The sequence below is a fragment of the Streptomyces sp. NPDC102490 genome (genome assembly GCF_044765285.1).
Classification (GTDB): domain Bacteria; phylum Actinomycetota; class Actinomycetes; order Streptomycetales; family Streptomycetaceae; genus Streptomyces.
Map to the genome: position 1 here is coordinate 715636 of NZ_JBIWJU010000001.1, position 23820 is coordinate 739455.

34 protein-coding genes are annotated in these 23820 nt (G+C 66.9%); 1 reads left to right on the plus strand and 33 read right to left on the minus strand.

The window, feature by feature from the left end; genetic code table 11:
• Positions 1–59: 59 nt before the first annotated feature.
• A complete protein-coding gene (locus ACIRGB_RS03255) occupies positions 60–959 on the plus strand; it encodes a hypothetical protein (protein ID WP_403858131.1) in 900 nt (299 codons plus the stop codon).
• Positions 960–975: 16 nt separating this feature from the next.
• On the opposite strand, the gene truA is transcribed toward ACIRGB_RS03255, so the two are convergent.
• The 33 genes from truA to ACIRGB_RS03420 form a co-directional block, all read right to left on the minus strand.
• Positions 976–1830, minus strand: a complete 855-nt coding sequence (gene truA, locus ACIRGB_RS03260; protein WP_403858133.1) for a tRNA pseudouridine(38-40) synthase TruA — start codon at positions 1828–1830, stop codon at positions 976–978.
• Between the two features lie 142 nt (positions 1831–1972).
• A complete protein-coding gene (rplQ, locus tag ACIRGB_RS03265; protein WP_356364095.1) occupies positions 1973–2479 on the minus strand; it encodes a 50S ribosomal protein L17 in 507 nt (168 codons plus the stop codon).
• A 183-nt stretch (positions 2480–2662) separates the two neighbouring features.
• The gene (locus tag ACIRGB_RS03270; RefSeq protein WP_003966937.1) at positions 2663–3685 is read right to left on the minus strand and encodes a DNA-directed RNA polymerase subunit alpha; all 1023 of its coding nucleotides are present in this window, start codon (positions 3683–3685) and stop codon (positions 2663–2665) included.
• Positions 3686–3817: 132 nt separating this feature from the next.
• On the minus strand, positions 3818–4222 hold the full coding sequence (gene rpsK, locus ACIRGB_RS03275; protein ID WP_003948617.1) for a 30S ribosomal protein S11: 405 nt from the start codon (positions 4220–4222) through the stop codon (positions 3818–3820).
• Between the two features lie 66 nt (positions 4223–4288).
• Entirely contained in the window at positions 4289–4669 is a 381-nt protein-coding gene (rpsM, locus tag ACIRGB_RS03280) for a 30S ribosomal protein S13 (protein WP_003974244.1), read from the minus strand.
• A gap of 205 nt (positions 4670–4874) precedes the next feature.
• Positions 4875–4988 carry a 50S ribosomal protein L36 gene (gene rpmJ / locus ACIRGB_RS03285; RefSeq protein ID WP_003974245.1) on the minus strand — a complete coding sequence of 38 codons (114 nt, stop codon included), beginning with the start codon at positions 4986–4988 and terminating at the stop codon, positions 4875–4877.
• Positions 4989–5056: 68 nt separating this feature from the next.
• On the minus strand, positions 5057–5278 hold the full coding sequence (gene infA / locus ACIRGB_RS03290) for a translation initiation factor IF-1 (protein ID WP_003948620.1): 222 nt from the start codon (positions 5276–5278) through the stop codon (positions 5057–5059).
• A 160-nt stretch (positions 5279–5438) separates the two neighbouring features.
• On the minus strand, positions 5439–6275 hold the full coding sequence (map, locus tag ACIRGB_RS03295) for a type I methionyl aminopeptidase (protein ID WP_052839847.1): 837 nt from the start codon (positions 6273–6275) through the stop codon (positions 5439–5441).
• 155 nt (positions 6276–6430) lie between these two features.
• Positions 6431–7084 carry an adenylate kinase gene (locus ACIRGB_RS03300; protein ID WP_403858136.1) on the minus strand — a complete coding sequence of 218 codons (654 nt, stop codon included), beginning with the start codon at positions 7082–7084 and terminating at the stop codon, positions 6431–6433.
• Positions 7084–8397 carry a preprotein translocase subunit SecY gene (gene secY, locus ACIRGB_RS03305; RefSeq protein WP_403858138.1) on the minus strand — a complete coding sequence of 438 codons (1314 nt, stop codon included), beginning with the start codon at positions 8395–8397 and terminating at the stop codon, positions 7084–7086. The genes ACIRGB_RS03300 and secY overlap by 1 nt, the downstream gene beginning before the upstream one ends.
• A gap of 256 nt (positions 8398–8653) precedes the next feature.
• Entirely contained in the window at positions 8654–9109 is a 456-nt protein-coding gene (gene rplO / locus ACIRGB_RS03310) for a 50S ribosomal protein L15 (protein WP_043381011.1), read from the minus strand.
• Between the two features lie 2 nt (positions 9110–9111).
• The gene (rpmD, locus tag ACIRGB_RS03315; protein ID WP_003974250.1) at positions 9112–9294 is read right to left on the minus strand and encodes a 50S ribosomal protein L30; all 183 of its coding nucleotides are present in this window, start codon (positions 9292–9294) and stop codon (positions 9112–9114) included.
• A 2-nt stretch (positions 9295–9296) separates the two neighbouring features.
• The gene (gene rpsE, locus ACIRGB_RS03320; protein WP_133887695.1) at positions 9297–9902 is read right to left on the minus strand and encodes a 30S ribosomal protein S5; all 606 of its coding nucleotides are present in this window, start codon (positions 9900–9902) and stop codon (positions 9297–9299) included.
• A gap of 43 nt (positions 9903–9945) precedes the next feature.
• Positions 9946–10329 carry a 50S ribosomal protein L18 gene (gene rplR, locus ACIRGB_RS03325; RefSeq protein ID WP_003974252.1) on the minus strand — a complete coding sequence of 128 codons (384 nt, stop codon included), beginning with the start codon at positions 10327–10329 and terminating at the stop codon, positions 9946–9948.
• A 3-nt stretch (positions 10330–10332) separates the two neighbouring features.
• Complete coding sequence (rplF, locus tag ACIRGB_RS03330; protein WP_030145478.1) at positions 10333–10872, minus strand: 50S ribosomal protein L6; 540 nt, start codon at positions 10870–10872, stop codon at positions 10333–10335.
• A gap of 24 nt (positions 10873–10896) precedes the next feature.
• The gene (gene rpsH, locus ACIRGB_RS03335) at positions 10897–11295 is read right to left on the minus strand and encodes a 30S ribosomal protein S8 (protein ID WP_026248232.1); all 399 of its coding nucleotides are present in this window, start codon (positions 11293–11295) and stop codon (positions 10897–10899) included.
• A 209-nt stretch (positions 11296–11504) separates the two neighbouring features.
• Positions 11505–11690 carry a type Z 30S ribosomal protein S14 gene (locus ACIRGB_RS03340; protein WP_003948630.1) on the minus strand — a complete coding sequence of 62 codons (186 nt, stop codon included), beginning with the start codon at positions 11688–11690 and terminating at the stop codon, positions 11505–11507.
• 5 nt (positions 11691–11695) lie between these two features.
• Complete coding sequence (gene rplE, locus ACIRGB_RS03345) at positions 11696–12253, minus strand: 50S ribosomal protein L5 (protein ID WP_003974255.1); 558 nt, start codon at positions 12251–12253, stop codon at positions 11696–11698.
• A complete protein-coding gene (gene rplX, locus ACIRGB_RS03350) occupies positions 12253–12576 on the minus strand; it encodes a 50S ribosomal protein L24 (protein WP_104634710.1) in 324 nt (107 codons plus the stop codon). Before rplX ends, rplE begins: the two co-directional genes overlap by 1 nt.
• Before the next feature lie 2 nt (positions 12577–12578).
• Positions 12579–12947 carry a 50S ribosomal protein L14 gene (rplN, locus tag ACIRGB_RS03355; protein ID WP_003974257.1) on the minus strand — a complete coding sequence of 123 codons (369 nt, stop codon included), beginning with the start codon at positions 12945–12947 and terminating at the stop codon, positions 12579–12581.
• 106 nt (positions 12948–13053) lie between these two features.
• Complete coding sequence (gene rpsQ, locus ACIRGB_RS03360) at positions 13054–13341, minus strand: 30S ribosomal protein S17 (RefSeq protein ID WP_052839851.1); 288 nt, start codon at positions 13339–13341, stop codon at positions 13054–13056.
• Entirely contained in the window at positions 13341–13565 is a 225-nt protein-coding gene (gene rpmC / locus ACIRGB_RS03365; protein WP_005481220.1) for a 50S ribosomal protein L29, read from the minus strand. The genes rpsQ and rpmC overlap by 1 nt, the downstream gene beginning before the upstream one ends.
• Positions 13565–13984, minus strand: coding sequence for a 50S ribosomal protein L16 (gene rplP, locus ACIRGB_RS03370; RefSeq protein ID WP_003974260.1), 420 nt, complete (start codon positions 13982–13984; stop codon positions 13565–13567). The genes rpmC and rplP overlap by 1 nt, the downstream gene beginning before the upstream one ends.
• Before the next feature lie 5 nt (positions 13985–13989).
• The gene (gene rpsC, locus ACIRGB_RS03375; protein ID WP_003974261.1) at positions 13990–14823 is read right to left on the minus strand and encodes a 30S ribosomal protein S3; all 834 of its coding nucleotides are present in this window, start codon (positions 14821–14823) and stop codon (positions 13990–13992) included.
• Positions 14823–15170: a 50S ribosomal protein L22 gene (rplV, locus tag ACIRGB_RS03380; protein ID WP_003974262.1), complete on the minus strand. Its 348-nt coding sequence runs from the start codon at positions 15168–15170 to the stop codon at positions 14823–14825. Before rplV ends, rpsC begins: the two co-directional genes overlap by 1 nt.
• Positions 15171–15211: 41 nt before the next feature.
• Positions 15212–15493: a 30S ribosomal protein S19 gene (gene rpsS / locus ACIRGB_RS03385; protein ID WP_003974263.1), complete on the minus strand. Its 282-nt coding sequence runs from the start codon at positions 15491–15493 to the stop codon at positions 15212–15214.
• A 12-nt stretch (positions 15494–15505) separates the two neighbouring features.
• Positions 15506–16342, minus strand: coding sequence for a 50S ribosomal protein L2 (gene rplB, locus ACIRGB_RS03390; RefSeq protein ID WP_030400225.1), 837 nt, complete (start codon positions 16340–16342; stop codon positions 15506–15508).
• Positions 16343–16382: 40 nt separating this feature from the next.
• A complete protein-coding gene (rplW, locus tag ACIRGB_RS03395) occupies positions 16383–16802 on the minus strand; it encodes a 50S ribosomal protein L23 (RefSeq protein ID WP_007443985.1) in 420 nt (139 codons plus the stop codon).
• The gene (rplD, locus tag ACIRGB_RS03400; protein WP_403858145.1) at positions 16802–17458 is read right to left on the minus strand and encodes a 50S ribosomal protein L4; all 657 of its coding nucleotides are present in this window, start codon (positions 17456–17458) and stop codon (positions 16802–16804) included. The genes rplW and rplD overlap by 1 nt, the downstream gene beginning before the upstream one ends.
• Positions 17459–17466: 8 nt before the next feature.
• A complete protein-coding gene (gene rplC, locus ACIRGB_RS03405; RefSeq protein WP_104634712.1) occupies positions 17467–18111 on the minus strand; it encodes a 50S ribosomal protein L3 in 645 nt (214 codons plus the stop codon).
• 16 nt (positions 18112–18127) lie between these two features.
• A complete protein-coding gene (gene rpsJ / locus ACIRGB_RS03410; RefSeq protein ID WP_003948644.1) occupies positions 18128–18436 on the minus strand; it encodes a 30S ribosomal protein S10 in 309 nt (102 codons plus the stop codon).
• 453 nt (positions 18437–18889) lie between these two features.
• Positions 18890–19405: a hypothetical protein gene (locus ACIRGB_RS03415; RefSeq protein ID WP_403858147.1), complete on the minus strand. Its 516-nt coding sequence runs from the start codon at positions 19403–19405 to the stop codon at positions 18890–18892.
• Complete coding sequence (locus ACIRGB_RS03420) at positions 19393–23724, minus strand: DUF6531 domain-containing protein (RefSeq protein WP_403858149.1); 4332 nt, start codon at positions 23722–23724, stop codon at positions 19393–19395. The genes ACIRGB_RS03415 and ACIRGB_RS03420 overlap by 13 nt, the downstream gene beginning before the upstream one ends.
• Between the last annotated feature and the right edge of the window lie 96 nt (positions 23725–23820).

A 23820-nucleotide genomic window follows, 5' to 3' on the forward strand; every position in this document is an offset into this window, starting at 1 on the left:
CCCTGCGGCCCCCAAGTCCCCGCACCAGCACGCCCTTCGGCCCGTCTAAGATGCCGCCCATGAGCTTTGGGCAGGGGGGACCTCAGTCGCAGTGGGATCCCTGGACACCGCAATCGCAGCAGCCGCAGCCGTCGCAGCAGCCCTGGAACAGCGGGACCAGTGACGACACGCCGGACTGGGCCGCTCTCGCCGAGGCCTCCGAGGCCCGTGCCAAGCGGCGCCGGCTGTTCCTCATCGGTGGCGGCGCGCTGGCCACCGTGGCGATAGCCAGCGCCGTCGCGGTGGCCGTGGTCTCGGCGAACGGCTCGGACCAGGCGTCCGACGGCCCCTCCTCGCAGCTCCCGTCGACGGCGGACATACCCAGCGCGACGGCCACCGAGCCGTCCTTCGCCCCGACCAGCGCCCCGCCTCCGCTGGACCCGAAGGACTTCGTCTCCAGCGTCAAGAAGGACAAGGCCCCGCTCAGCCCGGACCTGCTCTTCCCCGGGACCCAGCTGACCATGGGCGAGACGGTCTACAAGAAGGGCCCGACGGCCGACACCCGCACCTGCGCCTCAGCCGCCCAGGGCACCCTGCCGAAGGTCCTCGACGCCAACCGGTGCACGCGCCTGATCCGGGTCACCTACACCCAGGGCGACACGGCGGTGACCGTCGGCGTGGCCCTCTTCGACACCGAGGCGCAGGCCACCAGGGCGAAGAAGGACGCCGACAAGAAGAGCATCGTGCGCTCCCTGTCCGGCGGCGGCGTCTCGTCCTTCTGCACCGGCGCCGTCTGCCGCTCCACCACCAACTCCTACGGCCGCTACGCCTACTTCACCGTCGCCGGGTTCACGAACGGCAAGGACGTCACGGAGAAGTCCACCGGCGTGTTCCGGGCCGGCGACGACCTGGCCGAGTTCGCCTTCCGGCAGATCCGCCGGCGCGGTGAGGCCCAGGCGTCCGCGGCGGCGGAGGGCTGACGGCCACCGCCCCCGTTCAGCAGCAGCCGGCTCCCGGCAGCGACCGCTTGTTGCGCGCCTCCCTGTTCCGGGCGGCCAGCAGCTCGTCGGCCGGGTAGCCGACCTCCTCCAGCGTCAGCCCGTGCGGCCGTACGACGTGCACGGCCGAGTCCCGTACGCCCGCGGCCAGCACCTTCGCCGGCCAGTCGGGCCCGCGGTGTCCGTCGCCGACGAACAGCAGCGCCCCGATCAGCGAGCGCACCATGTTGTGGCAGAAGGCGTCGGCCCGCACGGTGGCGGTGACGATCCCGTCCTCGCCCCGCACGAGACTCAGCTCCTGCAAGGTCCGGATGGTGGTCGCCCCCTCCCGCTTCTTGCAGTAGGCGGCGAAGTCGTGCTCGCCCAGCAGCCCCCGGGCGGCCTCGTTCATGGCGTCCACGTCGAGCGGCCAGTCGTGCCACAGCACGTGCCCGCGCAGCAGCGGGTCGACGCCGCCGGGGTTGTCGGTGACCCGGTAGGCGTAGCGCCGCCAGACCGCCGAGAACCGCGCGTTGAAGCCGCTCGGCGCCTCCCTGAGCGCCCACACCCGCACATCCCTGGGCAGCCGCCCCGCGAGCCGCTTGAGCAGCTTCACGTGGTGCTCGGCCCACACCTCGCGCGGCAGGTCGACATGGGCGACCTGCCCCCGGGCGTGCACCCCGGCGTCGGTCCGCCCCGCCACGGTCAGCTCGTACGTCTCCCGCGACCGCGTCACGGTCCGCAACGCGTCCTCGATCTCCCCCTGCACGGTCCGCCGCCCCCCGGCCTGCTTGGCCCACCCGGAGAACTCGCTCCCGTCGTAGGAGAGATCCAGCCGCACCCGCACGAACCCGGCCTCAACTTCGTCACTCACCCAGAGATCCTCTCAGCAACCAAAAAGCGGGCCCGCCCCTCGAAAGGAACGGACCCGCAACGCCCTGAAGGGGCGCGGGGAGCTGCGCGACCAGCCACGACGAACGCCGCAGCCGCCACCGCACAGCCACCCGGCAGAACGCTTACGCGTCCTTCGACTCCTCAGCCGCAGCCTCGTCATCGGCCTTGGCCGTGTCGACCTTGGTCTCCTCGGCAGCCGGAGCGGCCTCGGTGTCCTTCGCCGCACGCTTCGTCGCGGCCTCGGCCTCACCCGTGGCCTGCTGCGCCACGGTCAGCGCCTCGACCAGCTCGATGACGGCCATGGGCGCGTTGTCGCCACGGCGGTTACCGATCTTGGTGATCCGGGTGTAGCCACCGGGACGGTTCTCGTAGCGCGGGCCGATCTCGGTGAAGAGCGTGTGGACGACGCTCTTGTCCGTGATCACCTGGAGCACCTGACGGCGGTTGTGAAGGTCGCCCTTCTTCGCCTTGGTGACCAGACGCTCGGCGTACGGACGCAGCTTGCGCGCCTTCGCCTCGGTGGTCGTGATCTTGCCGTGCTCGAAGAGCGACTTCGCGAGGTTCGCGAGGAGCAGCTTCTCGTGCGCGGCGCTGCCGCCCAGACGGGCACCCTTGGTGGGCTTCGGCATGATGTCTCTCCTAGGTGTCTGCCCCGGCCGTATCAGGTACCGGAGTCAGTATCCGAGCAGGCGGTCGCCTGTCGGAGATCCGAGCACAGGTCCCGAAGGGACCGTGCTCGGAAGGGGCGCGGGGAACTGCGCGACCAGCCACAGCGCACCCGCACCCGAAAACGAACCGTCGAACCCGAGCCCTCAGTACTGCTCGGTCTCGACGAAGCCCGCATCCGCGTCGTCGTCCGCACCGAACGCGTCCGCGGCAGCGGTCGGGTCGAACCCGGGAGGCGAGTCCTTCAGCGCCAGGCCCATGCCCGCGAGCTTGGCCTTGACCTCGTCGATCGACTTCGCACCGAAGTTGCGGATGTCGAGCAGGTCCGCCTCGGAGCGGGCGACGAGCTCACCCACGGAGTGGATGCCCTCGCGCTTGAGGCAGTTGTACGACCGAACGGTGAGCTCCAGCTCCTCGATCGGCAGCGCCAGATCGGCGGCGAGCGCGGCGTCCGTCGGGGACGGGCCCATGTCGATGCCCTCGGCGTCGATGTTCAGCTCGCGGGCGAGACCGAACAGCTCGACCAGGGTCTTGCCGGCCGACGCCATGGCGTCACGCGGGCGCATGGCCTGCTTGGTCTCGACGTCGACGATCAGCTTGTCGAAGTCGGTGCGCTGCTCGACACGCGTAGCCTCGACCTTGTACGTGACCTTCAGAACCGGCGAGTAGATCGAGTCGACCGGGATGCGCCCGATCTCCTGACCGACCTGCTTGTTCTGCACGGCGGAGACGTAGCCGCGACCGCGCTCGACGGTCAGCTCCATCTCCAGCTTGCCCTTGCCGTTGAGCGTGGCGAGGACGAGGTCGGGGTTGTGCACCTCGACACCGGCCGGGGGCGCGATGTCGGCGGCGGTGACCAGACCCGGGCCCTGCTTGCGCAGGTACATCACGACCGGCTCGTCGTGCTCCGAGGAGACGACCAGCTGCTTGATGTTGAGGATCAGGTCGGTCACGTCCTCCTTGACGCCCGGCACGGTGGTGAACTCGTGCAGGACACCGTCGATGCGGATGCTGGTGACAGCGGCGCCGGGGATCGACGAGAGGAGGGTGCGGCGGAGGGAGTTGCCGAGGGTGTAGCCGAAGCCCGGCTCCAGCGGCTCGATGACGAACCGGGAGCGGAACTCGTCGACGACCTCTTCGGTCAACGAGGGACGCTGAGCGATCAGCATGTGGTGATCCTTCAGTCAGGGGCGCCCGCTATTTGACGCCCGACTAGTACTGCAAGGGTACGGGCGATACGACCCGAAAGAGCCGTACCGCCCGGAAACCCTGGTGAAGCGATGCCTGAACGACCGCGAGGGTCAGACGCGGCGGCGCTTCGGCGGACGGCACCCGTTGTGCGGGGTGGGCGTGACGTCCTGGATGGAGCCGACCTCGAGGCCGGTCGCCTGGAGGGAGCGGATGGCGGTCTCACGACCGGAACCCGGGCCCTTGACGAACACGTCGACCTTGCGCATGCCGTGCTCCTGCGCGCGACGGGCAGCCGACTCGGCGGCCATCTGCGCGGCGAACGGCGTGGACTTCCGGGAGCCCTTGAAGCCGACGTGGCCGGCGGAGGCCCAGGAGATCACGTTGCCGGTCGGGTCCGTGATGGACACGATCGTGTTGTTGAACGTGCTCTTGATGTGCGCGTGGCCGTGAGCGACGTTCTTCTTTTCCTTGCGGCGCACCTTCTTGGCGGCGCCCTGACGTCCCTTGGGGGGCATGTCGTTCTCCTACGGGAGGTGGTCGGTCCTACAGCGAAGACCGCTGGACGGCGAGTCCGCTGCGGACTACTTCTTGCCCGGCTTCTTCTTGCCGGCGATGGCGCGACGCGGGCCCTTGCGGGTGCGAGCGTTGGTGCTGGTGCGCTGACCGCGGACGGGCAGACCGCGACGGTGGCGGAGACCCTGGTAGGTACCGATCTCGACCTTGCGGCGGATGTCGGCCTGGACCTCGCGACGGAGGTCACCCTCGGTCTTGATGTTGTTGTCGACGTACTCGCGGATCGCGACGAGCTGCTCCTCGGAGAGGTCCCGAACACGGGTGTTCGGGTCCACGCCGGTGGCGGCGAGCGTCTGCTGCGAGAGGGTCCGGCCGATGCCGAACACGTAGGTGAGGGCGATCTCCACGCGCTTTTCGCGCGGGATGTCAACACCGGAAACGCGTGCCATTCAATGGCTCCAGTTGGTTGTCGGAGGTCTTCCACAGGACCGGACCCCGGCCGCCGGCGTCTTCTCTTTCACAGACTTGGTACGGCTCGGGTCCCCGGCCTCCGAACCGGGGGTGTCGGACGATCGCTCGTCCGGGTCCTGCGTATGAACATGTTCAGCTCGCGTCGCGCGAAGTCCTGCGAATCGCGGAGGGAACGGTCGTGCGTCAGCCCTGGCGCTGCTTGTGGCGCGGGTTGTCGCAGATGACCATGACCCGACCGTGACGGCGGATCACCCTGCACTTGTCGCAGATCTTCTTGACGCTCGGCTTGACCTTCATGGGTGTGAGGTTCTCCGGGTCAGTTGCCGGCGGACCCGCGCGCGGAGCGCACGGGACGTGGGCAAGATCTACTTGTACCGGTAGACGATCCGGCCACGCGTCAGGTCGTACGGAGACAGCTCCACCACGACCCGGTCGTCAGGGAGGATGCGGATGTAGTGCATACGCATCTTGCCGCTGATGTGAGCCAGGACCTGGTGGCCGTTCTGGAGCTCCACCTTGAACATGGCGTTCGGAAGAGACTCGACGACAGTGCCTTCGATCTCGATGGCACCTTGCTTCTTGGCCACGCTTCGCCCTTCGAATCGACTACCTTGATCGACTCCGGCGCACCTTTCGTATTTCCCTTCAACCTTCAAGGGCATACGTGTGCACGAGAGCCGACGAGTCAGTCTACGTCAGCAACCCCGGAAAGGCGAAACGAGGAAGTCTGCCCCGGAAACGAGATCGTTATGCAAGGGGGTCCGGCGCCGCCGTGATCCCCAGCTCGGCCAGCTTCGCCTTGCCGCCGTCGGGGGCCGTCAGGACCAGGGGGCCCTGCTCGGTCAGGGCCACCGAGTGCTCCCAGTGGGAGGACCAGGTGCCGTCCGTGGTGATGACCGTCCACTCGTCCGAGAGGACCTCCGTGCGCGGGGTGCCCAGGGAGACCATCGGCTCGATGGCGAGGCAGAAGCCGGGGACGAGCTTCGGGCCCTTGCCGCGGCGGCGGTCGACGTAGTTCAGCAGGTGCGGGTCCATGTGCATCTCGGTGCCGATGCCGTGGCCGCCGTAGTCCTCGATGATCCCGTACTTGCCGCCGCCGGGCTTGGGCTGGCGGCGGATGTAGGTCTCGATGGCCCGGGAGACGTCCACCAGGCGGTTGCCCTGCTTCATGGCCGCGATGCCCGCCCACATCGACTCCTCGGTCACCCGGGACAGCTCGACCAGCTCCGGGGAGTGACCGGAGCCGACGAAGGCCGTGTAGGCGGCGTCGCCGTGCCAGCCGTCGATGATCGCGCCGCAGTCGATGGAGATGACGTCGCCGTCCTTGAGGACCACGTCGTCGGACGGGATGCCGTGGACGACGACCTCGTTCACCGAGGTGCAGATGGTGGCGGGGAAGCCGCCGTACCCGAGGAAGTTCGGCTTGGCGTCGTGCTCCGCGAGGACCTTGCGGGCGACCTGGTCCAGGTCCCTGGTCGTCGCGCCGGGCACGGCGGCCTCGCGCGTGGCCGCGTGGATGGCGGCGACGACCAGCCCCGCTTCGCGCATCTTGGCGATCTGCTCGGGGTTCTTGATCTGCACCATGGGGGCTGCGGCCTTTCTGGACGGGACCGGAGAGAGAGGACGGGGAAGAAGGAGGGACGGGGGCGCAGTCCCACGATACGGGGCGGAGCCGCCCCACCCCACAGCACAGCCGCGGCCCCCTGAGCGAGGGACCGCGGCTGGAGCCGGGCGGCGTACTACTGGTCGCGCTTGAGCGCCTCCAGCGCACGGCGCGTGACCTCGTCCACGGGGCCCGTCGCCGCGATGGTGGCGACCAGGCCCTGCGCCTTGTAGTAGTCGATGATCGGCTCGGTCTGCGTGTGGTAGACCTCGAGCCGCTTGCGGACCGTCTCCTCGGAGTCGTCGTCCCGCTGGTACAGCTCGCCGCCGCAGACGTCGCAGACGCCCGCCTTCTTCGGCGGGGAGTACGTCACGTGGAAGACGTGCGCGGACTCGTTGCGGCAGACGCGCCGGCCGGCGATCCGCTTGACGACCTCGTCCTCCGGGGCCTCCAGGTCCAGCACCGCGTCGAGCTTCATGTCCTCGGTCTCGAGCAGCTCGTCCAGCGCCTCGGCCTGGGAGACGTTGCGCGGGAATCCGTCCAGCAGGAAGCCGCCCTCGGCGTCGGGCTGCTCCATGCGGTCCTTCGCCATGGCGATGGTGACCTCGTCCGGCACGAGATTGCCGGCGTCCATGTAGGACCTCGCGAGCTTGCCCAGTTCGGTCTGCTGGCTGATGTTCGCGCGGAACAGGTCACCCGTGGAGATGTGCGGAATGTGCAGCGTCTCGGCAAGGCGGGTGGCCTGCGTTCCCTTTCCGGCGCCCGGAGGCCCGACGAGGACGATTCGCATCAGCGGAGGAACCCTTCGTAATTGCGCTGCTGGAGCTGGCTCTCGATCTGCTTCACCGTCTCGAGACCGACACCCACGATGATCAGGATGCTGGTGCCACCGAACGGGAAGTTCTGGTTTGCCCCGAAACCAGCCAACGCCATTGTCGGGACGAGAGCGATCAGACCCAAGTACAGCGAACCCGGCCAGGTGATCCGGTTGAGTACGTAGCTCAGATACTCAGCGGTCGGTCGGCCAGCCCGGATGCCCGGGATGAAGCCACCATACTTCTTCATGTTGTCCGCGACTTCCTCGGGGTTGAACGAGATGGCCACGTAGAAGAAGGCGAAGAAGACGATCAGGAAGAAGTACAGGATGATGTGCGGCGTCGCCGCGGTGTCCGCGAGGTTCTTCGTGATCCAGGTGGCCCAGCCCGCCGTCGAGTTCGAGAACTGGACGATCAGCGCCGGGATGTAGAGCAGCGACGAGGCGAAGATGACGGGGATGACACCCGCCTGGTTCACCTTGAGCGGGATGTACGTCGAGGTGCCCCCGTAGGAGCGGCGGCCGATCATGCGCTTCGCGTACTGCACCGGGATGCGGCGCTGGGCCTGCTCCACGAAGACCACGAGGCCGACCATGACCAGGCCGACGAGGATGACCGTGCCGAACTCGATCCAGCCGTCGGCCAGCTCGCCCTGCTTCTTGATGGCCCACAGGGCGGACGGGAAGGTGGCGGCGATCGAGATGAACATCAGGATCGACATGCCGTTGCCGATGCCGCGGTCGGTGATCAGCTCGCCGAGCCACATGACGACGCAGGTACCGGCGGTCATGCAGATGACCATGACGATCGTGGTGAAGATCGCCTGGTCGGGCACGATCTGCCCGGCGACGGTGCAGCCGGAGAAGAGCGCGCCGCTGCGGGCGGTGGCCACCAGGCCGGTGCCCTGGAGGATGGCGAGCGCGACGGTCAGGTAGCGGGTGTACTGCGTGATCTTCGCCGTGCCGGCCTGGCCCTCCTTCTTGAGGGCTTCCAGGCGCGGGATGACGACGGTCAGCAGCTGCAGAATGATGCTCGCCGTGATGTACGGCATGATGCCGAGCGCGAAGACCGTGATCTGCAGCAGGGCGCCACCGCTGAACATGTTGACCAGGCCGAAGAGGCCCTGGTTGCCGGACGCCTGGTCCACGCACTCCTGGACGTTCTTGTAGTCGACACCTGGAATGGGGATGTGGGTACCGAGTCGGTACACCACGATGATGCCGAGCGTGAAGAGCAGCTTCTTGCGCAGGTCGGGCGTCCTGAACGCCCGGGCGAACGCGGTGAGCACGGTGCCTCCTGCGACCCCCGCGCTACTGCGTCAAGGGTGACGGTCTTGAGGTTCGACTGACGACTGATAAGTGGACGGCTAAGGGAGTAACGCTGAACCGCCGCCAAGAGTGCCTCATGTGACGCACCCGTGAAAGAGGGCAGCGCAAGCCACCTTACCGGCGGGAGCACTCCCCTTGGAACGACCAACCGGGGATACCCCTTTTGTGGGGCATCCCCGGTCGGGATCGCTCATGTCATCGACACGCCCGAGTAGTTCAGACGAGCTCGGTGACGGTACCGCCGGCGGCGGTGATCTTCTCCTTGGCGGAGCCGGAGACGGCGTCGACCGTCACCTGCAGCGCCACGGAGATCTCGCCCTGGCCGAGGACCTTGACGAGGCTGTTCTTGCGAACGGCACCCTTGGCCACGAGGCCCTCGACGGTGACCTCGCCACCCTCGGGGTACAGCGCGGCCAGCTTGTCGAGGTTCACGACCTGGAACTCGGTCTTGAACGGGTTCTTGAAGCCCTTCAGCTTCGGAAGACGCATGTGGAGGGGCATCTGGCCACCCTCGAAGCGCTCCGGAACCTGGTAACGGGCCTTCGTACCCTTCGTACCACGACCGGCCGTCTTACCCTTCGACGCCTCACCACGACCCACACGGGTCTTGGCGGTCTTGGCGCCCGGGGCGGGACGGAGGTTGTGGATCTTGAGCGGGTTCTGCTCACCCATGATCAGTCGACCTCCTCGACCGTCACGAGGTGGCGGACGGTGTGCACCATGCCGCGGAACTCGGGGCGGTCCTCCTTGACGACCTGCGTGTTGATCCCCTTGAGACCAAGGGAGCGCAGGGTGTCACGGTGGTTCTGCTTGCTGCCGATGTAGGACTTGACCTGCGTAATCTTGAGCTGCGCCATGATTACGCACCCGCCCCGGCACGCGCACGGAGAAGGGCCGCGGGGGCGACGTCCTCGAGCGGCAGACCACGGCGGGCCGCGATCTCCTCGGGACGCTGCAGGCCCTTGAGGGCCTCCACGGTCGCGTGCACGATGTTGATCTGGTTGTCGGAGCCGAGCGACTTCGACAGCACGTCGTGGATACCGGCGCACTCGAGCACGGCGCGCACCGGGCCACCGGCGATCACGCCGGTACCGGGGGACGCGGGCTTGAGCAGCACGACGCCGGCAGCCTTCTCACCCTGGATGGGGTGCGGGATGGTGCCCTGGATGCGGGGGACCTTGAAGAAGTGCTTCTTGGCCTCCTCAACACCCTTGGCGATGGCGGCCGGCACCTCCTTGGCCTTGCCGTATCCGACACCCACGGTGCCGTCACCGTCGCCCACCACGACCAGCGCGGTGAAGCTGAAGCGACGACCACCCTTCACAACCTTGGCGACGCGGTTGATCGCGACGACGCGCTCAACGTAAGCGGTCTTCTCGGCGGCGCCTGCGCCACCGTCACGGCCCTTCCGGTCCCGCCGCTCGCCGCCACCGGCACCGCCACCGCGGCGCTGGGGTCCAGCCATTGGAATTACCTCTCTCTGTTTCCGCTAGCGATACGGAACCGGGTCAGAACTTCAGACCGGCTTCGCGGGCGGCGTCCGCCAGGGCGGCGATGCGCCCCGCGTACTGGTTGCCACCGCGGTCGAAGACCACGGCCTCGACACCCGCGGCCTTGGCACGCTCGGCGACCAGGGCGCCGACCTGCTTGGCCTGCGCCGACTTGTCCGCCTCGCCGCCACGGATCGAGGTGTCCAGGGTGGACGCCGACGCAAGGGTGTGACCCTTGATGTCGTCGATGACCTGGGCCACGATGTGGCGGTTCGAGCGGGTAACGACCAGACGGGGACGCTCCGCCGTACCCGAGAGATTCTTGCGAATCCGGATGTGGCGGCGCTTGATCGCGGCGCGCTTGTAGGCGTCGCCCTTCAGGATCTTCTGTCCGTATGCCATGGCTTACTTACCCGCCTTTCCGACCTTGCGGCGGATGACTTCGCCCTCGTACTTGACGCCCTTGGCCTTGTACGGGTCGGGCTTGCGCAGCTTGCGGATGTTGGCCGCAACCTCGCCGACCTTCTGCTTGTCGATGCCCTCGACCGAGAAGTGGGTCGGGTTCTCCACCTTGAAGGTGATTCCCTCGGGGGCCTCGACGAGGATCGGGTGGCTGTAGCCGAGGGAGAACTCCAGGTTCGAACCCTTGGCGAGCACGCGGTAACCGACACCGCTGATCTCGAGCTTCTTCACGTAACCCTGGGTCACGCCGGTGATCATGTTCGCCACCAGCGTGCGGGACAGGCCGTGCAGGGCCTTGCTCTGACGCTCGTCGTTGGGGCGGGTGACGTTCAGCACGCCGTCCTCACCCTTGGCGATGTCGATCGGCGCCACGACGGTGTGGGTCAGCGTGCCCTTGGGGCCCTTGACCGAAACCGTACGGCCGTCGATGGTGACGTCCACGCCGGCGGGAACCGCGATGGGGAGCTTGCCGATGCGCGACATAGCTGTTTCCTCCGTTCCCTTCCGTTACCAGACGTAGGCGAGGACTTCTCCGCCTACGCCCTTCTTGCCGGCCTGCTTGTCGGTGAGGAGCCCGTGCGACGTGGAGATGATCGCCACGCCGAGGCCACCCAGCACCTTGGGCAGGTTGGTGGACTTCGCGTACACCCGGAGACCGGGCTTGGAGATCCGCTTGATGCCCGCGATGGAGCGCTCACGGTTCGGGCCGAACTTCAGCTCGAGAACGAGGTTCTTGCCGACTTCGGCGTCCTCGGTCTTCCAGCCCGTGATGAAGCCCTCCTGCTGGAGGATCTCCGCGATGTGAGACTTGATCTTGGACGCCGGCATCGTCACAGAGTCGTGGTACGCCGAGTTCGCGTTCCGCAGACGCGTAAGCATGTCTGCGATCGGATCAGTCATGGTCATGAATTGGCCTTCGGCCTCTCTCGCCGGGGTTTCCTGGTGCGCCATCCCTCTCCCCGATCCGAGACGGGACGGGTGCGGCGCGGTGGACCTACGGCGTAGTAAGTCGTACGGGCGGCAGACGCCCAACCCCGCAAGCCTACGGCATGCGAGGGCGGGCTTCTGCCGACCCAGATGCTTACCGAGAGCCTTGGTAACCCGGAATTACCGGATTACCAGGAGCTCTTGGTCACGCCCGGCAGCTCGCCACGGTGAGCCATCTCACGAAGGCACACGCGGCACAGGCCGAACTTGCGGTAGACGGAGTGCGGACGGCCGCAGCGCTGGCAGCGCGTGTAGCCGCGGACACCGAACTTGGGCTTGCGAGCAGCCTTGGCAATCAGAGCCTTCTTCGCCATCTCGCTCACGCCTCCTTGAAGGGGAAGCCGAGGTGACGGAGGAGCGCGCGGCCCTCAGCGTCGTTGGTCGCCGTGGTCACCACGGTGATGTCCATACCCCGGGTGCGGTCGATCTTGTCCTGGTCGATCTCGTGGAACATGACCTGCTCGGTGAGACCGAAGGTGTAGTTGCCACGGCCGTCGAACTGCTTGGGGGACAGACCACGGAAGTCGCGGATGCGCGGCAGCGCCAGCGACAGGGTGCGGTCCAGGAACTCCCACATGCGGTCGCCACGGAGCGTGACGTGGGCACCGATCGGCTGGCCCTCACGCAGCTTGAACTGCGCGATGGACTTGCGGGCCTTGGTGACGGCCGGCTTCTGACCGGTGATGGTGGTCAGGTCGCGGATCGCGCCCTCGATCAGCTTCGAGTCACGGGCGGCGTCGCCGACACCCATGTTGACCACGATCTTCACGAGGCCGGGGATCTGCATGACGTTCTCGTAGGAGAACTCCTCACGCAGCTTGCCCGCGATCTCCTCGCGGTACTTCGTCTTGAGACGCGGAGTGGTGGTGGTAGCCATCAGATGTCCTCACCCGTCCGCTTGGCAACGCGGATCTTGTTGCCCTCGTCGTCGAAGCGGTAACCGACGCGCGTGACGACCTTGTCGCCGTCCTTCTCCACGACCAGCTGGACGTTGGAGACGTGGATCGGCGCCTCGGTGGTCACGATGCCGCCGGCCTGCGAACCGCGAGCGGTCGGACCGGCCTTGGTGTGCTTCTTGACCCGGTTGACACCCTCGACCAGGACGCGGTCCTCACGGGGGAAGGCCGCGATGACCTTGCCCTGCTTGCCCTTGTCCTTGCCGGTGATGACCTGGACCAGGTCGCCCTTCTTGATCTTCATGCTCACAGCACCTCCGGCGCGAGGGAGATGATCTTCATGAACTTCTTCTCGCGCAGCTCACGGCCGACCGGGCCGAAGATACGGGTGCCGCGAGGGTCGCCGTCGTTCTTCAGAATGACGGCGGCGTTCTCGTCGAAGCGGATGTACGAGCCGTCCGGACGGCGGCGCTCCTTGACGGTGCGAACGATGACCGCCTTGACGACGTCACCCTTCTTCACGTTGCCACCGGGGATCGCGTCCTTGACGGTGGCGACGATGACGTCACCGATACCCGCGTAGCGGCGGCCGGAGCCACCGAGCACACGGATGGTCAGGATTTCCTTCGCACCCGTGTTGTCGGCGACACGCAGCCGCGACTCCTGCTGGATCACGTCTATCTCCTGAATGTCTGCCGGTTCCCCGGGAGCCGCTCACTGGGTGAACGGCTCCCGGAGCCTGGCGGAACTGTCCTGCGAGGAATGCCCCGCAGGAGATTTCTTACTTGGCCTTCTCGAGGACCTCGACGACGCGCCAGCGCTTCGTCGCGGACAGCGGCCGGGTCTCCATGAGGAGGACACGGTCGCCGACGCCCGCGGAGTTCTGCTCGTCGTGTGCCTTGAGCTTCTCGGTACGGCGGATGACCTTGCCGTACAGCGCGTGGGTCACGCGGTCCTCGACGGCGACGACGACGGTCTTGTCCATCTTGTCGCTGACGACCAGACCCTGACGGGTCTTGCGGAAGCCGCGCGCGGCCTTCGTCTCTTCAGTCACGTTGCTCTCGCTCATCAGGCGCTCTCCACCGTCTCGATGCCCAGCTCGCGCTCACGCATCAGGGTGTAGATCCGGGCGATGTCCTTGCGGACGGCCTTGAGCCGCCCGTGGTTCTCGAGCTGACCCGTCGCCGCCTGGAAGCGGAGGTTGAACAGCTCTTCCTTGGCTTCGCGGAGCTTGTTCAGCAGCTCCTCGTCACCCAGTTCGCGCAGCTCGGACGCCTTGGTACCGGCCGACATCACGCTTCACCTGCCTCGCGCTTGACGATCCGGCACTTCATCGGCAGCTTGTGGGCCGCACGAGTCAGCGCCTCACGGGCGATCTTCTCGTTGGGGTAGGACAGCTCGAACATGACCCGGCCCGGGTGCACGTTCGCGATCCACCACTCCGGAGAACCCTTACCGGAACCCATGCGGGTCTCGGCCGGCTTCTTCGTGAGCGGGCGGTCCGGGTAGATGTTGATCCAGACCTTGCCGCCACGCTTGATGTGGCGGGTCATCGCGATACGGGCCGCCTCGATCTGGCGGTTGGTCACGTACGCCGGCGTGAGGGCCTGGATGCCGTACTCGCCGAACGCAACCTGCGTACCGCCCTTGGCCATACCACGGCGCTTCGGGTGGTGCTGCTTGCGGTGCTTGACCCTACGGGGGATCAGCATGACGGTCAGGCCTCCGTTCCGGTGCTCTCAGCCGGAGCGGCAGCGGCGGGCGCCTCGGCCTTGGGGGCCTCGGCGGCCGGAGCCGACTGCTGCTGCGGCTTGCGCCCGCGACGCTCGCCACCGCGGCCACCACGGGCCGGGCGGTCGTTGCCGCCACCGCGGGCCGGGCGGTTGCCCGCACGCGCGGCGGCGTTCTCGGCGCGGACCTCGGCGATGTTCTTGACGTCGCCCTTGTAGATCCAGACCTTCACACCGATGCGGCCGAAGGTCGTCTTGGCCTCGAAGAAGCCGTAGTCCACGTTCGCGCGGAGCGTGTGCAGGGGCACACGGCCCTCGCGGTAGAACTCCGAGCGGGACATCTCGGCGCCGCCGAGGCGGCCACCGCACTGGATCTTGATGCCCTTGGCGCCGGCCTTCATCGTGCCCTGCATGCTCTTGCGCATGGCGCGACGGAAGGAGACGCGGGAGGAGAGCTGCTCGGCGACGGCCTGGGCGACCAGCTGGGCGTCGGTCTCGGGGCTCTTGACCTCGAGGATGTTCAGCTGGACCTGCTTGCCCGTGAGCTTCTCGAGCTGCCCGCGGATCTTGTCGGCCTCCGCACCGCGGCGGCCGATGACGATGCCCGGACGAGCCGTGTGGATGTCCACGCGGACGCGGTCACGGGTGCGCTCGATCTCGACCTTGGAGATGCCGGCGCGCTCCATGCCGGACGTCAGCATCCGACGGATGGCGACGTCTTCCTTGACGTAGTCCTTGTACAGCTTGTCGGCGTACCAACGCGACTTGAAGTCGGTGGTGATGCCGAGCCGGAACCCGTGCGGGTTTACCTTCTGGCCCATTACCGGGTTCCTTCCTTGCTGCTGACGACCACGGTGATGTGGCTGGTCCGCTTGCGGATCCGGTAGGCGCGGCCCTGGGCACGCGGCCGGAACCGCTTCAGGGTCGGGCCCTCGTCGACGTACGCCTCGGAGATGAAGAGGCTGTCGGCGTCGGTGTGGTCGTAGTTGTGCGCGGCGTTGGCGATGGCGCTGTCCAGCACCTTGCCGACCGGCACGCTCGCGGCCTGCGGGGCGAAACGCAGGACCGCCTGAGCCTCCGTGGCATCCATGCCACGGATGAGGTCCACCACGCGGCGGGCCTTCATGGGCGTGACGCGGATGTACCGCGCCTGGGCCCTGGCTTCCATGGTTGTCCCTTCAGTGTTTGTCATGGTCATTCCACCCCGCGTTAGCGGCGCTTCGACTTCCGGTCGTCCTTGACGTGACCCCGGAAGGTGCGCGTCGGCGAGAACTCGCCGAGCTTGTGGCCGACCATGGACTCGGTGACAAACACCGGGATGTGGGTCTTGCCGTTGTGCACCGCGATCGTGTGGCCGAGCATCGCCGGGACGATCATCGAGCGACGGGACCAGGTCTTGATGACGTTCTTGGTACCGGCTTCGTTCTGCGTGTCCACCTTCTTGATCAGGTGGTCGTCGACGAAGGGTCCCTTCTTCAAGCTACGAGGCATCTCAACCCGTCCTTAGCGCTTCTTGTTCGTCTTGCGGCGGCGGACGATGTACTTGTTCGACGCCTTCTTGGGCGAACGAGTACGGCCTTCCTTCTTGCCCCAGGGGGACACCGGGTGGCGACCACCCGAGGTACGGCCTTCGCCACCACCGTGCGGGTGGTCCACCGGGTTCATGACCACACCACGCACGGTCGGGCGAACGCCCAGCCAGCGCTTACGGCCCGCCTTGCCCCAGTTGATGTTGCTCTGCTCGGCGTTGCCGACCTCGCCGACCGTGGCGCGGCAGCGCTGGTCGACCAGGCGGATCTCTCCGGACGGCATGCGCAGGTGGGCCATCGAGCCCTCCTTCGCGAGCAGCTGCACGGAGGCACCGGCGGAACGGGCGAACTTGGCGCCGCCACCGGGACGGAGCTCGATCGCGTGGATCGTGGTACCGACCGGGATGTTGCGGAGCGCCAGGTTGTTGCCCGGCTTGATGTCGGCCCCGGGACCGTTCTCGACGCGGTCACCCTGCTGCAGGTTGCGCGGGGCGAGGATGTAGCGCTTCTCGCCGTCGGCGTAGTGCAGCAGCGCGATGCGCGCGGTGCGGTTGGGGTCGTACTCGATGTGCGCGACCTTCGCCGGCACGCCGTCCTTGTCGTGCCGACGGAAGTCGATGACACGGTAGGCGCGCTTGTGTCCGCCACCCTGGTGGCGAACGGTCACACGACCGGCGTTGTTACGGCCGCCCTTGCTGTGCAGCGGGCGGACCAGCGACTTCTCCGGCGTGGACCGCGTGACCTCGACGAAGTCGGCGACGGAGGAGCCACGGCGGCCCGGCGTCGTCGGCTTGTACTTGCGGATTCCCATTTCTCAGTCCTCGTCCGATTCCGGACGATCCGGACCTCCGTCAGGAGGTCGGACCGCCGAAGATGTCGATACGGTCGCCCTCGGCGAGGGTCACGATCGCGCGCTTGCTGTCGGCACGCTTGCCGAAGCCCGTGCGGGTCCGCTTCCGCTTGCCCTGGCGGTTGATCGTGTTGACCCCGGTGACCTTGACCGAGAAGACCGCCTGGACGGCCTCCTTGATCTGGGTCTTGTTGGAGCCCGGCGCGACGATGAACGTGTACTTGTTCTCGTCGAGGAGCGCGTAGCTCTTCTCGGACACGACCGGCTTCAGCAGCACGTCACGGGGGTCCGTGAACGCCTTGCTGGCCGGGGTGACGACGGTGTTCTTGCCCTCGGCCTCGTGGCGGCGCGCCTTGGCGACGCGCGCGGCCTTGGCGGCCTTGGCCGCCTTGGAGGCGATGCTCGGGTGACGCGTAGCCATCAGGCTTCGCTCCCTTCGGTGTCAGCGGCCTTGGGGCCAGACACGAAGGACTCGAAAGCGGCCTGGGTGAAGACCACGTCGTCCGAGACGAGAACGTCGTACGTGTTCAGCTGGCCCGGCTCCAGGATGTGGATCTGGGGCAGGTTGCGGGCGGACAGCCACGCGGCCTCGTCGGCGCGGTCGACGACCAGGAGCAGGTTCTTGCGCTCCGAGATCTTGCCGAACAGCGTCCGGGCGGCCTTCGTGGACGGGGTCTCGCCCTCGATGACGCCGGTGACGACGTGGATGCGGTTGTGGCGGGCCCGGTCGGTGAGGGCGTGGCGCAGGGCCGCGGCCTTCATCTTCTTCGGGGTCCGCTGCGAGTAGTCACGCGGCTGCGGGCCGTGGACGACGCCACCGCCGGCGAACTGCGGCGCACGGGTCGAACCCTGGCGGGCGCGGCCGGTGCCCTTCTGGCGGTACGGCTTCTTGCCGCCACCGCGGACCTCGCCGCGACGCTTGGTCTTGTGCGTGCCCTGGCGGGCAGCGGCGTTCTGCGCGACGACGACCTGGTGGATCAGCGGGATGCTGATCTTCTCCACGCCGAAGATCTCCGCGGGGAGCTCGACGCTTCCGGTCTTCTCGCCGGCAGGCGAAAGGATGTCAACAGTGCTCATCGGTTACCTCAGGCCCCCTTGGCCGCAGTGCGGACCAGGACGAGGCCGCCGTTCGGACCAGGAACCGCGCCCTTGATGAGGAGCAGGCCCTTCTCCGCGTCAACGGCGTGAACGGTCAGGTTCTGGGTGGTGACCCGCTCGTTGCCCATGCGACCCGCCATGCGCATGCCCTTGAAGACACGGCCGGGGGTGGCACAGCCACCGATGGATCCGGGCATGCGGTGCACACGGTGGGCACCGTGCGACGCCTTGCCACCCTTGAAGTTGTGGCGCTTCATGACGCCGGCGAAGCCCTTGCCCTTGCTCTTCGCGGTGACGTCGACCTTCACGCCGGACTCGAAGGCCTCAGCGGTGATCTCCTGGCCGAGGGTGTACTCGCTGGCACCAGCGGTACGGATCTCGACGAGGTGACGACGGGGGGTGACGTCGGCCTTGGCGAAGTGGCCCTTGAGGGGCTTGTTCACCTTGCGCGGGTCGATCTCGCCGAAGGCGATCTGGACCGACTCGTAGCCGTCGACGTCGTTCGTGCGGACCTGGGTGACGACGTTGGGGCCGGCCTTGACGACGGTGACCGGAACAACACGGTTGTTCTCGTCCCACACCTGCGTCATGCCGAGCTTCTCGCCCAGGATGCCCTTGATCTGCTTGGTCATCTTCAGATCACCGCCCTCAGAGCTTGATCTCGATGTCGACACCGGCCGGGAGGTCGAGTCGCATCAGAGAGTCAACGGTCTTGGGGGTCGGGTCGAGGATGTCGATCAGGCGCTTGTGCGTGCGCATCTCGAAGTGCTCGCGCGAGTCCTTGTACTTGTGCGGCGACTTGATGACGCAGTACACGTTCTTCTCAGTGGGCAGCGGCACCGGGCCCGCGACCGACGCACCAGTGCGCGTCACCGTCTCGACGATCTTCTTCGCCGAAGAGTCGATGACCTCGTGGTCGTAGGCCTTGAGCCGGATGCGGATCTTCTGTCCCGCCATGGCTACTCAGTAGTCCTGTCTCTCGAAACGCTCTGGACCCGGTGGTCCCTTTTCTTCCGCTCCCCCTCCGACCCACGCGGTCGGGCGTGTCGCGCTCTCGCTGACATGGATGTCCCTTTTCGGGACGTCCCTGCAGTGGGAGTCGCGGGCCCTTCCGGAACCGCAGGCCGGGGGCGAGAGGCCCACCGGGTGCCTGGCCTGCACCCCGCTGACACTTCCCGGAAGATTCCCGTACGTCCGCCCCTGATCAGGAGCGACGAGTACTGTGGGACTCGCTTCCGGTCCCCCCGGCGGGAGGCGCGCAGCATCGGCACTCGACCGAGCAACCCCGCTAGTCTGCCATACGGGGCGGGGGGCTGGCCAATCGGGCCGGAGAGAATACCCCGGGGGTGACGGAGATCAAACCCGGGTCTTTTTGTACGTCGGCCCGTCGCTCTTGAATCTCGGGCGCCGCTACAACCATTCGCCGCCGTCGTCGTGCGTGTCGGCCGAGCGGTCGCGCACCACCACGACCAGCTGCACCGGCGCGTCCGTGTCGTCGTGCTTGACTCCGGCCAGGACAACCTTGTCCGAGATCCGCCATGCGGTGTGGTCGATGTAGTCCGCGCCGTCGGTCAAGTCCTCATCGACACTCTGCAACCGGCCCCCGGGAACACCGGCTTCCAGCTGGGCGACAAGCCCGGGAAGCTCTGCGGTGGCCGCGTCGTAGAGCTCGTCGATGTAGGCGTCCGGATCCGGCCACTCCTCGTCGACGTCTCGGTGCCAGACGGTGAACTCCACCTGCACCGAGGGCCCCTCCCCCTGAATCCACGCATGGGCGTCGGCTCGCCGCCACGTCGTCGCCCACTCCTTCGCCGGATTCCTGCGCTCGCCCGTCCAGCCCGCGGCGTCGAGAACGGCTGCCGCCGCCGGCCCCGTGAGCTCGTCGAGCTCGGACAACTGACCCACTTCCGCGCTTACGTCAACCATTTACTCATTCCGCTCATACCGTTTCCAGGTACATGAAATACTGACAGGGTACCATTTGACATGGCCTCGGGGAAATTAGTTCCGAGCACCTCTCGGAAATGCGCTGCCCCCGCTTCGTTTGATATTGCGTAGCGCACACCCTTGCCACCAAGCTCTTCATTCAGTTTCAACAGCTTGGCAGCCTGGTCGGTGATTTTCGTCTCATTATAGAGAGAGCTCTCGGGATTATAGGCGGACTTGGCCCACTCGCTCTCCCGTCCACCCGTGAACTTGGCTTCCATGATCCAGCCGTTGGTAGGGCCGCCGTCCAGGTGCACCTCACGACCGTTGGAAAGCTTCCAGATCTGCTCATAGTCGGTGCCGGACACGACGCGCTGATACCTGAACGAGGGGCGTTTCAGCATTTTGTCGGTCAACCAGGCGAGCCCTTTGAAGGTGGGGCACGTCTGAAGTCCCAGTGGATCGGACCAGACCAGTGGGTTGAGCACATACGCGTAGTGGTCGGGGCCCGCAGCGAGCCCCAGAGGATCCGGCGACACGTACCGCGCGGTATACGGGTCGTAGTACCGGAAATGGTTGTAGTGCAGCTCGCTTTCCGGGTCGAAGTACTGTCCGGGAAAACGAAGCTGACATTCTTCTTCCGCCGCCGGGGCGACATGCTCTGGCGCACCCCAGATGCTCGACCTGCGCTTCCAGGTCACACTCCCCTCTTCGGTGAGCAGTTCGGTGGGGCTCCCGGCGAGGTCACTCACGATGAGGCGGAACCGTTGGTCCACTTCCTCCTGCGGAGCGTCCCGGAGCCACTTACGCGTGCACTGAGCCACGGCGCGGTGACTGTCGGGCGTGTACTCCCAGGTAACGCTGGTGCGATTGCCTGTTGCGGACGGACGCTCGTGGATTTCCTCCGCGAGCCGACTTCCGTCCCAGACGAAGAACACCGCCTCGTCGACTTCTCCGCAGGAGTCGAGTCGCTCTTTGGCCACCCGTCGTCCGAGGGGGTCGTAGGAGTAGCGCCAGGTCGTCCCATCGGGGGTGACGAGGCTTGTCAGGCGGTCGTCGGAGTTCCAGGTGTAGGTCCAGCTCTTGCGGAGCCCCGAGAGCGTTCGGCGCGTCCGCCGGATCACCCGGCCCTGGGCGTCGTACACGTAACTGGTACGTCCGGCTCGCGTGAGGCGGTTTCCGTCGTAGGTGAAACGCTGCGTGCGTTCCTCGTGCACACCCTCCGCGCCCTCACGTCGGGAGGCGACCAGTCGTCCTCCACTGTCGTAGGCGTAGCTTTCGCTCCATCCCTGCGCGCTCACCGTGGCGGGTCGGCCAGCGACGTCCAAGGCGTAATGCTTCCCGGCCCCCTGGCCTTCGCGTACTTCGAGGGGGCCGGCGGGACCATGGACGTACTGGCGGTCGACGGACGGCGTACCCGGGGTCTTGTGCCGCGGGCCCACGACCGTCTGGCTGCGCATGCGGTGCAACGCGTCCCAGGACTGCACCACGGAAGCCCCGTCCTCCAGGCGGATCTCCGTCTCCCTGCCCGCGGCGTCGTAGGCGAACCGCAGGGCATGGCCGGAGGCCACCAGTTCGTGCGGCTGACCGTCGGCGGTGTAGAACCACGTACTCTCGGTTCCCGATGGCGTGACACGCGTCGTACGGCGGCCTGCGAGGTCGTACCGGAAGCTGCTCGTGCGCCCGTTCACGCTCTCTTCCGTCACCCGCCCGTACTCATCGTGCGCGAAGGTGAGGTGAACTCCGGGCGACAGTGCCTCCGCCAGGAACCCCGCATCGTCGTACCGGAACACAGTGGTCACGTCTCCGGCACGTTTCTCGACCACGTTGCCGATGACATCGCGCAGATACTCGACGGTCTCACCAGCACCATTGATCTGCTTGACCAGCCGACCCACCTCATCCCGCACATAGCTGAGCGAGCGGTCGTCGAAGTCCTGTTCCGCGACAAGGTGACCCGCAGCGTCGTAGGTGTACCGCCAGGTACGTCCCCGGGCGTTGGTGACCGCCACGAGGCGGAGCTCGGTGTCGTGCTCGAAGTGGAGCACCGCGCCTGTGGCATCGGTTCGGCTCACGAGCAGGTCGAAGTGCGAGTAGGCCGATGTGGTCGTTGCGCCGCTGGGATCGACGTAGGTGAGAAGGTTCCCCTCCGCGTCCCAGACCCAGGACTCCACGCTGCCGTCAGCCGCGGTTCTTCGGGTCTTCCTTCCCTCCGGAGTCCATGAGACGCGAGTGACGCCGCCGAGCGGGTCCGTGATCGAGTCGATCCGGCCGAAGTGGTCGCGGCTGTATTCCACGAACGCACCCGTGGGGTTCGTGACCCGGATCGGCAGGCCGGCAGCGTTCGTCCTGATGGAAACGCACGCCCCTTGTGGATCGGTGATGCTGGTGAGGGCACCTCCGGGTCCGTAGGTGAAGCTGGTTCTGGCGCCTCCCGGCTCCATCACCGACGTACGGTTGCCCCGCTCGTCGTACGTGTAGGTACGCACGGCCCCGTCGCCACCGACCGTCACCACGGGTAGGTGCCACTGGTTGTACTCGGCGGTAGCCCGTCGGCCGTCTGGTCCGACAATGGACGTGACGTTGCCTGCCTCGTCGTAGGTGTAACCGGTTTCCCGCCCCATGGGGTCCATCTGCGTGAGCAGCCGACCGTGTCGATCCCATTCGAGCGACTCCCGCCGCCCCAGCGGATCGGTGACACCCACAAGTTGCAGCAGTTCGTTGTGCTCGTAACGGGTCACGTGGCCCAGCGAGTCCGTATACGTGGTGACGCGCCGCGTGGAGTCGTAATCGATGACGCAGTTCAGGTGCCCGCCAGCCCCTCGCCCCGCCACACATCGGTCGTCGTGGTCGTATTCGAAGCGGTACCAGCTGCCATTGCGGTCGGTCCAGGAGACGACGCGCGCCCTGTCGTCGTAGTCGAAGCGGAACGGGAGACCCGAAGAGTTGACGATCTCTGTGAGGTTGCGGTCGGTCGAATACGAGTACCGGAGGACGGTCGTCGCGTCGTTGGTGTGGCTTCCGTGTCTCAACCGAAGGCCCGAGACCAGCCCGTCCGAAGTCTCGACCTCGACGTGGTACCCAGCCGAGTGCCGAACCGCGGTCGGAGTACCGTCGGCACTCCGGGCGATGTCGATGCGATTGTCGTTCCGATCCGTGATCGCGGAAAGCGCCAACGTGTACGGCATGTCCGGTAGCGGCTCGGTGACCACCGCGAAGTGTCGCGTGACGCCGAGCGCCGTGTCGTGGATACGCAGGGTGCCACGACCGGGCCCGTCCCATTCCAACGGCCACTGCGGTCCTTCGAGTGGCAGACACTGCACGCCAGGAACCGGCACCGGGTACGCAAGGATCATGCCGTCCTCGGCGGCGAACAGCACGCCTTGGCTGTCCAGTTCGACCCGCTCGTCGAGCGTGGATGCCCACGACCTGCCGAACCACCGTCCTTCCCGGTACGTCGAGAGATGGGTGCGCTTCAGTGCCAGCGTCAGGACTCCGGGCAACTCGATGTCGGTCTCGTACATCAGCATCTCACCGGTGACCATGTCGATCGGGTCACCGCCAGGGCATCGTCCGGCGAGTGCCTTGGCCCGCTTCACGAGGTTGCCCGCGCCGCCTCTGAGAGATCTGCCCAGCCCTCTGACTCCCTGCGCCATGCCCTTGATCCCCAGCTTGCCCGCAGCCCTCAAGCCCTTGGCGAGTCCGCCGAGGGTGGTGAGGCCCTTCATGCCGGGTATGCAGTCCAGCGCGGCCAGTCCCACGTCCCACAGGGATGCTTGGCCCTTGCTGTACTTGTAGAGCGTGTCGGCGAGGACGACGAGGGCGGCGACGAGGACGATCGCGCCGAGGATCGGGCCGCCGATGATCATCGCGATGATGCCGACGACGGCGACGACGACCTTGCAGACCGCGACGATCGAATCCCAGTTGTCGGAGAACCAGTCGCCGACGTCCTCCCACCACGAGCGGTTCTGGATGCCGGCGTCGGACGCCTCGTCGATCTTGTTCTTGGCCTCCCGGGCCGCGTCGTCACGCATTTTGCGCGCGTCCTCGGCCATCTTCTTCGCCGCGTCCAGCGCGCTCTGCGCCGAGTCGACGGCCGACTGCGCGTTGGCGTGCGCGGTCTTGGCGTGCTGGACGTCACGGGTGGCGGCCCGGACCTTGGCCTCGTCCGGCTTGTCCGCGTCCGACTTGCTGCCCGTCGGATCGTCCTTGTACTTGTCCGCCTCCTTCGACGCCCGCGTCACCCACGAGTCCGCCGAGGACAACTTCGACTGCGCCGAGGACAGGTCCTGACGGGCCTCCCGCGCCTTGACCAACGCCCTGTCCGCCAGCGCCTGCGCCCGCTCCAGCTTCGGCCAGAAGTCCGCGAGCGCGTCACCGCACATCCCGTACGACTTCTCCAGCTTCTTCAA

Bases quoted from the DNA above. Each gene is read 5' to 3' on its own strand.
- ACIRGB_RS03255 (WP_403858131.1), top strand. From the start codon at position 60: ATGAGCTTTGGGCAGGGGGGACCTCAGTCGCAGTGGGATCCCTGGACA.
- rplQ (WP_356364095.1), bottom strand. From the start codon at position 2,479: ATGCCGAAGCCCACCAAGGGTGCCCGTCTGGGCGGCAGCGCCGCGCAC.
- ACIRGB_RS03270 (WP_003966937.1), bottom strand. From the start codon at position 3,685: ATGCTGATCGCTCAGCGTCCCTCGTTGACCGAAGAGGTCGTCGACGAG.
- rpsK (WP_003948617.1), bottom strand. From the start codon at position 4,222: ATGCCCCCCAAGGGACGTCAGGGCGCCGCCAAGAAGGTGCGCCGCAAG.
- rpsM (WP_003974244.1), bottom strand. From the start codon at position 4,669: ATGGCACGCGTTTCCGGTGTTGACATCCCGCGCGAAAAGCGCGTGGAG.
- rpmJ (WP_003974245.1), bottom strand. From the start codon at position 4,988: ATGAAGGTCAAGCCGAGCGTCAAGAAGATCTGCGACAAGTGCAGGGTG.
- map (WP_052839847.1), bottom strand. From the start codon at position 6,275: ATGGTGCAGATCAAGAACCCCGAGCAGATCGCCAAGATGCGCGAAGCG.
- ACIRGB_RS03300 (WP_403858136.1), bottom strand. From the start codon at position 7,084: ATGCGAATCGTCCTCGTCGGGCCTCCGGGCGCCGGAAAGGGAACGCAG.
- rplO (WP_043381011.1), bottom strand. From the start codon at position 9,109: ATGGGTGAGCAGAACCCGCTCAAGATCCACAACCTCCGTCCCGCCCCG.
- rpmD (WP_003974250.1), bottom strand. From the start codon at position 9,294: ATGGCGCAGCTCAAGATTACGCAGGTCAAGTCCTACATCGGCAGCAAG.
- rpsE (WP_133887695.1), bottom strand. From the start codon at position 9,902: ATGGCTGGACCCCAGCGCCGCGGTGGCGGTGCCGGTGGCGGCGAGCGG.
- rplR (WP_003974252.1), bottom strand. From the start codon at position 10,329: ATGGCATACGGACAGAAGATCCTGAAGGGCGACGCCTACAAGCGCGCC.
- rplF (WP_030145478.1), bottom strand. From the start codon at position 10,872: ATGTCGCGCATCGGCAAGCTCCCCATCGCGGTTCCCGCCGGCGTGGAC.
- rpsH (WP_026248232.1), bottom strand. From the start codon at position 11,295: ATGACCATGACTGATCCGATCGCAGACATGCTTACGCGTCTGCGGAAC.
- ACIRGB_RS03340 (WP_003948630.1), bottom strand. From the start codon at position 11,690: ATGGCGAAGAAGGCTCTGATTGCCAAGGCTGCTCGCAAGCCCAAGTTC.
- rplE (WP_003974255.1), bottom strand. From the start codon at position 12,253: ATGGCTACCACCACCACTCCGCGTCTCAAGACGAAGTACCGCGAGGAG.
- rplX (WP_104634710.1), bottom strand. From the start codon at position 12,576: ATGAAGATCAAGAAGGGCGACCTGGTCCAGGTCATCACCGGCAAGGAC.
- rpsQ (WP_052839851.1), bottom strand. From the start codon at position 13,341: ATGAGCGAGAGCAACGTGACTGAAGAGACGAAGGCCGCGCGCGGCTTC.
- rpmC (WP_005481220.1), bottom strand. From the start codon at position 13,565: ATGTCGGCCGGTACCAAGGCGTCCGAGCTGCGCGAACTGGGTGACGAG.
- rplP (WP_003974260.1), bottom strand. From the start codon at position 13,984: ATGCTGATCCCCCGTAGGGTCAAGCACCGCAAGCAGCACCACCCGAAG.
- rpsC (WP_003974261.1), bottom strand. From the start codon at position 14,823: ATGGGCCAGAAGGTAAACCCGCACGGGTTCCGGCTCGGCATCACCACC.
- rplV (WP_003974262.1), bottom strand. From the start codon at position 15,170: ATGGAAGCCAGGGCCCAGGCGCGGTACATCCGCGTCACGCCCATGAAG.
- rpsS (WP_003974263.1), bottom strand. From the start codon at position 15,493: ATGCCTCGTAGCTTGAAGAAGGGACCCTTCGTCGACGACCACCTGATC.
- rplB (WP_030400225.1), bottom strand. From the start codon at position 16,342: ATGGGAATCCGCAAGTACAAGCCGACGACGCCGGGCCGCCGTGGCTCC.
- rplW (WP_007443985.1), bottom strand. From the start codon at position 16,802: ATGGCTACGCGTCACCCGAGCATCGCCTCCAAGGCGGCCAAGGCCGCC.
- rplD (WP_403858145.1), bottom strand. From the start codon at position 17,458: ATGAGCACTGTTGACATCCTTTCGCCTGCCGGCGAGAAGACCGGAAGC.
- rplC (WP_104634712.1), bottom strand. From the start codon at position 18,111: ATGACCAAGCAGATCAAGGGCATCCTGGGCGAGAAGCTCGGCATGACG.
- rpsJ (WP_003948644.1), bottom strand. From the start codon at position 18,436: ATGGCGGGACAGAAGATCCGCATCCGGCTCAAGGCCTACGACCACGAG.
- ACIRGB_RS03415 (WP_403858147.1), bottom strand. From the start codon at position 19,405: ATGGTTGACGTAAGCGCGGAAGTGGGTCAGTTGTCCGAGCTCGACGAG.